Here is a 9,598-nt window from a genome sequence, read left to right on the forward strand (position 1 = left end):
GAAGCATTCCACTCCACCGTACGGCGATTGCACTCGCTTTCCGGTATCTCATCTACGAAGTTTTTCTTCGGTCAGGTGGCTTTACATTTTTCCTCTCCTTCTTCGCTGTAGTTGATGATTTGCGCTGTCGGCGCATATTTCTTAACTGCTGAAATCACTGCGTCCCGATCATTAGCGGTGGCTTGCTTGCCTCCGTGGCCGATGATCCTGTTGTTGGACGACCTCAAGCTAAATGAATGCTCCCCTGTCTCGCTCCTGCTGTAGAACCGGTCGAATGGAGAGTGCTCACGACAGGACTCCATTCCCTTACCGCAGCTTGCCCGACTGGTGTACACGGTGCTGGAGAGGATCACCATTCCTTTGGGGTCTTTGAGCTGAAAGCGCATTTCGCCATTTTTCGACTCGTGAATCTCGTAGTGCGCTTTCATGCGGGGTCCTCCTGGTCACCGTACCCGTCTCGATCAATTATCCGGTTTAACCCGAATCCAAAAAAAGGAGACATGCCAAGAGCATACCTCCTTTTCTCGATAAAGCAACCCCTTTAAGCAGAATTGCCAATCACGTGGTAGACGAACTCTTTCCCGCCGCTTTCAGCGGTCATCTCAGCTCTCACCAAGAAGCCGTCCTCGGATAGGCGTTTGAGGCGGGTGCTAGCGTTCTGAACGCTCATATCTAGAGCTTGGGCGATTTGGACAGTGGTCGCTGAGCGCTTTTGGGTAACGGCGTCCAGAAGGGCTCTGCTGGACTCGGATGGCTTAGGGCCGACGAAGAAGCATTTGTTGCTGGTCCAGCACGTAACTATGTAGTCACCTGATAAAGCTGCACCATTTAGATTATCGATTATGTCTTCATCTGCAATATCTCTAACGAAAAACGCTATCTGTTTAGCGTATCGTTTAAAAGTGTAGATTAAACATTCACGGAGAAAGGAAACATCAGCGCCTTCAATTCTCTTGAGGGATATACCAATTGTTTTTGATTTTATCTTTGAATCAATAAAATCAATTAATTGAGCATGAGCCTTCCTACCCCTAGCTGTGCCGTAGGGGTTGCTTCCGTCCGTGAAATCCCGAAGGTCTATAATGCTAATATTCTCGTTCATGTCTTCAGTTTAACCAGAAATATCTTAAATGTCAAGAGTGAATTTAAATGTCAAGGGTGAATTCAAAGACAACATGTGTTCCCGAAAGTTTCGGTAAGTCTAAGGACCACTCATGACCATAAAGGCTCTGATTTTTGAAAGTAAGCGCTACAGAAAAATTTTGCTGCCTAATTTTAATCGTAGCATTCAACTTCTCCGCTTGATATTGGCTAGCATTCAAGCCGGCACCCCTGCCTTTGCCCAGTCTGCTCAGCCCTCTATATCTCATCGCATGAATAATCAACATAGGGTCTGAGATTTTTTGCGAGCCTGGGAACTGGTTGGCTATCTCAGGAAAATGCACATCAAGCGCAGGGCGTAGTGTCGCGCAGATACCTTTGCCTGAATCCGAAATCACCGCCACCAGGCACGTTGAACCGTTACGTCTGTAGCTTTGTAGCCCAGCAAACCCAGGTATTTGGGTGTCTGAGTGTTCCTCTACATTGCCCACAAACTCGCTGACGAGGGTAAACAGCTTATTGGCATGTTGCTCGCCAAACGCCTCGACGAAGCTGTGCTTGATACTCTCAGGTACGCTCTCATTCGCTAGGTTATCGCTGCTGCTAGGCTTGATCTCTAGCAGCTCTACCAATCCAGCATTGTTGGCTTTGTACTGTTGGGCTGCCGAGGTGGGCGGTCGGCGAGGAAGAACTTTAACCGCCCGATCCAGCCGATCGATAAAGCCCGATCGATTCAAGTAAGAGAGCGTCGATTTGTTCTCTGTGAAATCAATCTCAACTGTTTTTTTTGAAAAAATGAGTTGATTGGCAAGCGCTAGGATTCGCGCGGCTGCACAAAGAAGGACTTTTCGTTCCTTCTGAATTTTTAATACTACATGCCCATGAATAGCATCTAGCGGTGATCCGGACTTTAAGAGTGACTTCTCAAAGTGTTCTTGGGTTATCCATGTCCCTGTAGAGGTAAACTCCAAAACAAAACTTGCATCCTTCTTTAGCTGCCATACGAAATTATCATCCTGGACAAAAACATCTAGATGGTCGTATAAGCATTTAGTTACCTCTTTCCGGTCGCACTCCAGAGCTTTCGCAATATCGCGAGCTTTCAGCCCTGGGTTTCCTTTGAGTAGCTGGGCAATCCTTTTCCGCATCGGCATTGGAGGTATCACTTAAATATTAAAGCAGTTATATAATTTCCTTGAGGTTCAGATTATTTGGAATAATTTGACCTTCTCGATCGCCGGTGATTCTGTGGCGGTGGTGAAAATTATACAGCTACGCGGGTGGAAGCAAAATGCCATCCAGCGGTTTTACGCTTTCCTCCAGGTTTGCGGAAGTGGGCTGCCGGGCCGTCTCGCGGGTCACTCACGTCATGGGTATTTACTGTATGTGCATACAGTATTTTTGGCAAGCCTTGCTTTACGTGCTTGCTGAGCTAAGCAAGGCACTGCTCGCAAGCTTGGGGGTACCGTAATCCAACGAGGTGCTGACGCGCCTGAACGGCCACCTTTGGTGCCGTCCTGGATGTTGATCTTGCCGAATTGCTTGGCTTCCCGTTTTAGACGCGGAAGGTCGGCCAAAATCGCCTCGCGCAAGCGCATACCGATGGCTCGCGCTAACTGAGCGATGGCCGCGGCGCGCGGCTGCTGGTTTTCGCAAAGCACCTCTACGACCCGCTTCACCTGTTCGCGGTCTTGGCACTGCGGCACTGAACGACGAACACTGGTGCGCCGCATTCCTAGCGCCTTACTCGGGCTTGGCACTTTCATATACTGATCACCACGAAGCGCGGCCATGGTCCGATTCACACTGGACAACCGGTTTTGCGCTGTGGCGATGGCGAGCTCACCTTGTTCAACTTGCTGACGCAGATGTCCGGCGTAATCCAGCAAGGTCTGCCGATCAATCTGCCGCGCGTCGTTAAGCCCGGGTCCATCCTCCGATTGACACTAGCGCACAAACGCCTGCCAGCGATCACTGTGCGCCTTGACCGTGCCGTAATGCCCGCCGCCAAACATGTCCCGCAATGCCTGTGGCCCGGCATAACTCAATTGCCGGCCATAGCCAAAATTCCGCCCATCCCTTTTGCCTACCAATGCCATGATCAAACTCCTCTCGAAGCCAAACCCTTAAAACCTTCCCCACGTCATCCCGCCAAGAATGTTGAGTGTTATCAGGGATCAAGGCCCCTGCGACCTGTGAGGGTTGTCCACTAACGCGGGACTGACGGCTCTTTACGGCCGGGAGCTTGGGCATCTCAAGATCTGTAGCCTCCTGAACACTTCTGAAGAAGTGGGCGGGTGGAGGCTACGCTGGCTGACGAGACCGGCGTCGCGAGATCCTGAGTCGGGTGAAGGCAGTGAAGCGATGACCGGGGCATGCCTGACTGTCAGTCAGGTGCAGTCCATTCCATGGTCTGCGGCACCATCATCTATATCTCTGTTGCTGGTGACTTCGGTGTTTGTCACGCCGATTGTCGCGAGGGGAAATGCCGCAATGCCTTGTACGAGGTGGGCTGCAGCAATGGTAGGAGCGCCCGTCTCTTTCCGGAAGAAAGAGACGGGCGCAGGTTGGCGCAGTGAAATGGCCAAGCGGATAGGTTGCTGCAGGGCAGCTATGAAAGGGGATGAGTTGCCGCAGTGGGCACACTGGTAAAAGTAGGCATCCATCACATCGCTGTGACCGTGCGAGCCGCCGGACGCTAATCGCACTTTGGGAGAGCCAGCACGGTGTGGTCTGCTGTCTGTAGTGGGGTATTTGTTAGGGGCCAGTGTTACGGAGAGATATAGCTCTTGGGAGCTGGTGTGGGATGTGTGCGGACTGGAAAACAAAAAAGGCCCACCTTGCGGTGAGCCTTTTTCGTTGTTCTGTATGGTGCCGGCACCAGGAGTCGAACCCGGGACCTACTGATTACAAGTCAGTTGCTCTACCAACTGAGCTATACCGGCGTGTTAGGGCGACGATTATAGCGATTGGCGGGCGTCTGTAAACCCCTGAAAACTGACTATTTTTGCGCAGGCCTCTGGTGCGCGGTTGGCACTTGGCTGGGAAGCCGTGGGCGCGAGTGTGTCCGGTGTGGCTGAGGGTGTGTCCAAGGTGGCGTGTTTGCGTTTTGTCCCCGTTTATCAGGAATAGCCCCAATGGTCATGGATCTCAGGAAAAACCTCGTTTTCGTCGCGTTGGCTTTGCTCGGTGGGTGCAGTGTGAAACCGGTGCAGCCGTATGCCGAACCACCTCAGGGCGCGCAGACGGCGCAGTTGCGGGTGATCACCAATGGCGAGGTGCGTGGCGCCGATTACGCCGGGTGTGTCGGCGAAACCCAGGGCTTGGCCAAGGCCGGGCGCTTCAGTGAGGATTTGCAGCCGAGTATCAATTATCCACAGGCGCCGCTGGTGCCGGGCAAGCAGGGCATGGCGCCGCGCTATGCGCCGAAGATGCAGCAGTATCTGGGGGCGATTCGCATGGCCGAGGGTTTGTATACCGAGATCGTTGCCGAGTACCGGGTGCCAGCTGGCACGCCTTTCCTGCTGGAAAGCATGGGGCTGGCGGCGGGCAGTTATGGCAGTACTTACCTGACGTGCCCGGCGGCGAAGAAGGTGGTGCAGTTTGAGCCGGGCCGCAGTTATGAGGTTTATGTGGGCTTGAACAGCGCCCCGGGTGCCGACGGCAAGATGGCGGCGATCTGTGTCTTTGGGGTTTACGAACTGCTGCCGCTTGGTCAGTCGCAGAAGTCGCTGCCGCTGCCGATTGTGGCCACTCCGGCGGTCGAGACGCGCTGCCCGAGCCGTTGAGGCGCCGTACCTCTGATGCTCTATCGGTGGTACGGCGGCGCTGGTCACCAAGCCACCCCAGAACCCGTCCAGCGACGGGCTCTGTCCTTTCATCTCGTCACGTTCAGGCCTCCCACCCCGCGCCGCTGACGGCGGTTTGTACCAGGGGATGCAGTTGCGCCCCCTGGTGTTCGGTTTGCCAGGCCAGCAGGTCTTTGCGCATGCCGGGGGTCCAGAACATTTTCAGGTGGTTGCGCACGCTGAGCATGGCTTGCTGCTGGTCCGGCTCGTTGGCGAAGTACTGGGCGATCTGGTTGGCCATTTTGATCAGGTTGGCGGTGCTCATCGGCGGACCTCCGCGGCAGCGCCGCCTTTGCGTGCCTGGCGACGTTCGCTGAGCAGGCGCTGCTGTTCGTCACTGAACGCCTGGTAGCGTTTCTGCCATTCGGAAGGGTGGTAGACGCGGCTGACTTCCACCGCCGTGACCTTGTATTCCGGGCAGTTGGTGGCCCAGTCGGAGTTGTCGGTGGTGATCACGTTGGCCCCGGATTCGGGGAAGTGGAAGGTGGTGTACACCACGCCCGCCGCCACCCGTTCGGTGACCCGGGCCCGAAGTACGGTCTGCCCGGCGCGGCTGCCGATGCCAACCCAGTCGCCTTCGTTGATGCCCCGGCTTTCGGCGTCGGTGGGGTGGATTTCCAGGCGGTCTTCATCGTGCCAGGCGACGTTGTCGGTGCGGCGAGTCTGGGCGCCGACGTTGTACTGGCTGAGGATGCGCCCGGTGGTCAGCAGCAGTGGGTAGCGGCCGTTGACCTTCTCTTCGGTGGGCACATAGCCGGTCAGCATGAAGCGCCCTTTGCCGCGCACGAACTGGTCGATGTGCATGGTCGGGGTGCCGTCTGGCGCGTCCTGGTTGCATGGCCATTGCAGGCTGCCGTGGCGGTCCAGTTCGGCGTAGCTGACGTTGGTGAAGGTCGGTGTCAGGCTGGCGATCTCATCCATGATTTCTGACGGGTGCTGATAGTGCATGGGGTAGCCCAGGGCGTTGGCCAGGGCCACGGTGCCTTCCCAGTCGGCCTTGCCGCCCAGGGGCTCCATGACTTTGCGCACCCGCGAGATGCGTCGTTCGGCATTGGTGAAGGTGCCGTCTTTTTCCAGGAACGAGCTGCCCGGCAGGAACACGTGGGCGAACTTGGCGGTTTCGTTGAGGAAGATGTCCTGCACCACCACGCATTCCATGGCCGACAGCGCCGCCGTCACGTGCTGGGTGTTGGGGTCGCTCTGGGCGATGTCCTCGCCCTGGCAGTACAGGCCCTTGAAGCTGCCACCCAGGGCCGCTTCGAACATGTTGGGGATGCGCAGGCCCGGGTCCGGTTGCAGGCTGACGTTCCACGCCTGCTCGAACTGCGCCCGCACCAGGTCGTTGGAAATATGCCGGTAGCCCGGCAGCTCGTGGGGGAACGAGCCCATGTCGCACGAGCCCTGGACGTTGTTCTGCCCACGCAGCGGGTTGACCCCCACGCCTTCGCGGCCGATGTTGCCGGTGGCCATGGCCAGGTTGGCGATGCCCATCACCGCGGTGCTGCCCTGGCTGTGCTCGGTGATGCCCAGGCCGTAGTAGATCGCTGCGTTGCCACCGGTGGCGTAGAGCCGCGCGGCGGCGCGGATGTCGGCGGCAGGCACGCCGCAGATCAGGCCCAGGACCTCCGGCGAGTTCTCGGGGCGGCTGACAAACTCGCTCCAGCGCACGAAATCCGCAGCCTCGCAGCGGGCATCGATAAAGTCCTGCTGGAGCAGGCCCTCGGTGACGATCACGTGGGCCAGGGCATTGAGCATGGCAACGTTGGTGCCCGGGCGCAGGGCCAGGTGCAGCTCGGCGCGGGCGTGTACCGAGTCCACCAGATCGATGCGTCGCGGGTCGATCACGATCAGCCTGGCCCCTTCGCGCAGGCGCCGCTTGAGCTGGGAAGCGAACACCGGGTGCGCATCGCTGGGGTTGGCACCCATCACCAGGATCACATCGGCCTGCATCACCGAGTCGAAGCTCTGGGTCCCGGCGGATTCGCCCAGGGTTTGCTTGAGGCCATAGCCGGTGGGCGAGTGGCAGACCCGGGCGCAGGTGTCGACGTTGTTGTTGCCGAAGGCGGCGCGCACCAGTTTCTGCACCAGGTAGGTTTCTTCGTTGGTGCAGCGGCTGGAGGTGATGCCGCCGATCGAATCGCGGCCGTAGGTCTGTTGCAGGCGGCGGAATTCGCTGGCGGCGTAGGTCACGGCGTCATCCCAGCTGACTTCCTGCCATGGGTCGCTGATGTGCTTGCGGATCATCGGCTTGGTGATGCGATCCGGGTGGGTCGCATAACCCCAGGCGAAGCGCCCTTTGACGCAGGAGTGGCCGTGGTTGGCGTGGCCGTTCTTGTCCGGGACCATGCGCACCAGCTGGTCGCCCTTCATCTCGGCGCGGAATGAGCAACCGACCCCGCAATAGGCGCAGGTGGTGATCACGCTGCGTTCGGGCTGGCCCAGTTCGACCACGCTTTTTTCCATCAGGGTCGCGGTCGGGCAGGCCTGTACGCAGGCGCCGCAGGACACGCATTCGGACTCCAGGAAGTTGTCGCCACCGGCGGCGGCCACCCGCGACTCGAAACCGCGTCCGGTGATGGTCAGGGCGAAGGTGCCCTGGGTTTCCTCGCAGGCGCGCACGCAGCGGTTGCAGACGATGCACTTGCTGGGGTCGTAGTCGAAGTAGGGGTTGGAGGTGTCCTTTTTATCACTCAGGTGGTTCTCGCCGTCATAGCCGTAACGCACCTCGCGCAGGCCGACCTGGCCGGCCACGGTTTGCAGTTCGCAGTTGCCGTTGGCCGAGCAGGTCAGGCAGTCCAGCGGGTGGTCGGAGATGTACAGCTCCATCACATTGCGGCGCAGGGTGGCGAGCTTCGGTGTTTGCGTGTGCACGCTCATGCCTTCGCTGACCGGGGTGGTGCAGGAGGCCGGGTAGCCGCGCATGCCGTCGATTTCCACCAGGCACATGCGGCACGAACCGAAGGCTTCCAGGCTGTCGGTGGCGCACAGTTTGGGGATGCTGGTGCCCAGCAGCGCGGCGGCGCGCATCACCGAGGTGCCTTGGGGCACGCTGATGCTGCGCCCGTCGATGTTCAGGGTGACCTGCACCTGGCTCTCGCGGGCCGGGGTGCCAAGATCCATGTCGTTGGCAGGGTCGAATTGGATGATCATTGCTCAGCCTCCGCGGCATGCAGACCGAAGTCGGCGGGGAAGTGCTTGAGGGCGCTGGCGACCGGGTAGGAGGTCATGCCTCCCAGGGCGCACAGCGAGCCATATTGCAGGGTGTCGCACAGGTCTTTGAGGATGATGGCCTGCTGTTCGCGATGGTCCTGATCGGGCGCCGCCAGCAGGCGGTCGATGACCTCCATGCCCCGGGTCGAACCGATCCGGCAGGGGGTGCATTTGCCGCAGGATTCCTCGGCGCAGAATTGCAGGGCGAAGCGCGCCATGTGCGCCATGTCCAGGCTGTCATCGGCGACCACCACGCCGCCGTGGCCAAGCATCGCGCCCATGGCGGCGAAGGCTTCGTAATCCAGTGGCGTGTCGAATTGCGACGGTGGCACCCAGGCGCCAAGCGGGCCGCCGACCTGGGCCGCTTTCAACGGACGGCCGCTGGCGGTGCCGCCGCCGTAGTCTTCCACCAGCTCGCGCAGGGTCAGGCCGAAGGCGCGTTCCACCAGGCCGCCGTGGCGCACATTGCCCGCCAGTTGAAAGGGCATGGTGCCCAGGGAGCGCCCCATGCCGTAGTCGCGATAGAACGGCGCGCCCTTGGCCAGGATCAGCGGCACCGAAGCCAGGGTCAGGACGTTGTGCACCAGGGTCGGCAGGCCGAACAGCCCTTGCAGGGCCGGGATCGGCGGCTTGGCGCGGACGATCCCGCGCTTGCCTTCCAGGGAGTCCAGCAGCGCGGTTTCTTCGCCGCAGATATAGGCCCCGGCGCCGACCCGCACTTCCATATCGAAGGCCAGGCCGCTGCCGCCGACATTGGCCCCGAGGTAACCGTTGTGGCGCGCAATCTCCAGCGCTTCGCGCAGGGTGGCCACGGCCTGTGGGTACTCCGAGCGCACGTAGATATAGCCATAGCTGGCACCAACGCTGATGCCGGCGATGGCCATGCCTTCGATCAGCAGGAACGGGTCGCCCTCCATCAGCATGCGGTCGGCGAAGGTGCCGGAGTCGCCTTCGTCGGCGTTGCACACGATGTACTTTTGCGCCGCCTGGGTGCCGCGCACGGTGCGCCATTTGATCCCTGCGGGGAATGCCGCGCCGCCCCGGCCACGCAGGCCGGAATCGAACACCGCGGTGGCGGTCTGTTCGCCGCCCAGGGTCACGGCCCGGGCCAGGCCTTCAAAGCCGCCGTGGGCTCGGTAGTCATCCAGGGACAGCGGCCGGGTGATGCCGGCGCGAGCAAACAGCAGGCGTTGCTGGCTGTGCAGATACGGCAGCTGCTCCACCAGGCCCAGGGCCAGTGGATGAGCGCTGGCGTCGCCTTGCAGGGCGTCGAGCACGGCGGGGACATCGGCGGCGGTCAGCGGGCCGAAGCCGATGCGCCCCTCGGGAGTGTCGACTTCCAGCATGGGCTCGAGCCAGTACAGCCCGCGCGAGCTGGTGCGATGCAGGTCCAGCGGCCAGTGGCGTTGCTCGGCCTGGGTCGCCAGGGCGCTGGCCAC

At 59.8% G+C, this 9,598-nt stretch carries 7 protein-coding genes, 1 tRNA gene and 1 pseudogene; 1 reads left to right on the forward strand and 8 read right to left on the reverse strand.

The annotated features are described in order from the left end of the window. Positions 1 to 71: 71 nt before the first annotated feature. The 5 genes and pseudogenes from CF161_RS27350 to CF161_RS27370 form a co-directional block, all read right to left on the reverse strand. Complete coding sequence (locus CF161_RS27350; protein WP_020299878.1) at positions 72 to 428, reverse strand: YegP family protein; 357 nt, start codon at positions 426 to 428, stop codon at positions 72 to 74. Positions 429 to 541: 113 nt separating this feature from the next. Beyond that, a complete protein-coding gene (locus CF161_RS27355) occupies positions 542 to 1,102 on the reverse strand; it encodes a helix-turn-helix domain-containing protein (RefSeq protein WP_020299879.1) in 561 nt (186 codons plus the stop codon). A gap of 43 nt (positions 1,103 to 1,145) precedes the next feature. Then, positions 1,146 to 2,255, reverse strand: coding sequence for a hypothetical protein (locus CF161_RS27360; RefSeq protein ID WP_020299880.1), 1,110 nt, complete (start codon positions 2,253 to 2,255; stop codon positions 1,146 to 1,148). 270 nt (positions 2,256 to 2,525) lie between these two features. Beyond that, positions 2,526 to 3,200, reverse strand: a pseudogene (locus CF161_RS27365) (integrase domain-containing protein); the annotation flags it as partial. A 770-nt stretch (positions 3,201 to 3,970) separates the two neighbouring features. After that, positions 3,971 to 4,046 (reverse strand) — tRNA-Thr (locus CF161_RS27370). A 255-nt stretch (positions 4,047 to 4,301) separates the two neighbouring features. Between CF161_RS27370 and CF161_RS27375 the strand changes: the two genes are divergently transcribed. Continuing rightward, positions 4,302 to 4,889 (forward strand): amidase, encoded by a 588-nt coding sequence (locus CF161_RS27375; RefSeq protein ID WP_256206897.1) that lies wholly within the window; start codon positions 4,302 to 4,304, stop codon positions 4,887 to 4,889. 103 nt (positions 4,890 to 4,992) lie between these two features. Here the strand turns inward: CF161_RS27375 and CF161_RS27380 are convergent, their stop codons facing one another. The 3 genes from CF161_RS27380 to CF161_RS27390 all read right to left on the reverse strand — a co-directional run. Beyond that, positions 4,993 to 5,214, reverse strand: a complete 222-nt coding sequence (locus CF161_RS27380) for a formate dehydrogenase subunit delta (RefSeq protein ID WP_020299883.1) — start codon at positions 5,212 to 5,214, stop codon at positions 4,993 to 4,995. Then, the gene (fdhF, locus tag CF161_RS27385) at positions 5,211 to 8,099 is read right to left on the reverse strand and encodes a formate dehydrogenase subunit alpha (protein ID WP_020299884.1); all 2,889 of its coding nucleotides are present in this window, start codon (positions 8,097 to 8,099) and stop codon (positions 5,211 to 5,213) included. Before fdhF ends, CF161_RS27380 begins: the two co-directional genes overlap by 4 nt. Next, positions 8,096 to 9,598, reverse strand: a 1,503-nt coding sequence (locus CF161_RS27390; protein ID WP_043230502.1) for an NADH-quinone oxidoreductase subunit NuoF, incomplete at its 5' end; no start/stop codon positions are given. The genes CF161_RS27390 and fdhF, both read right to left, overlap by 4 nt.

Source organism: Pseudomonas sp. CF161, assembly GCF_000416215.1.
In the GTDB taxonomy this organism is placed as follows: domain Bacteria; phylum Pseudomonadota; class Gammaproteobacteria; order Pseudomonadales; family Pseudomonadaceae; genus Aquipseudomonas.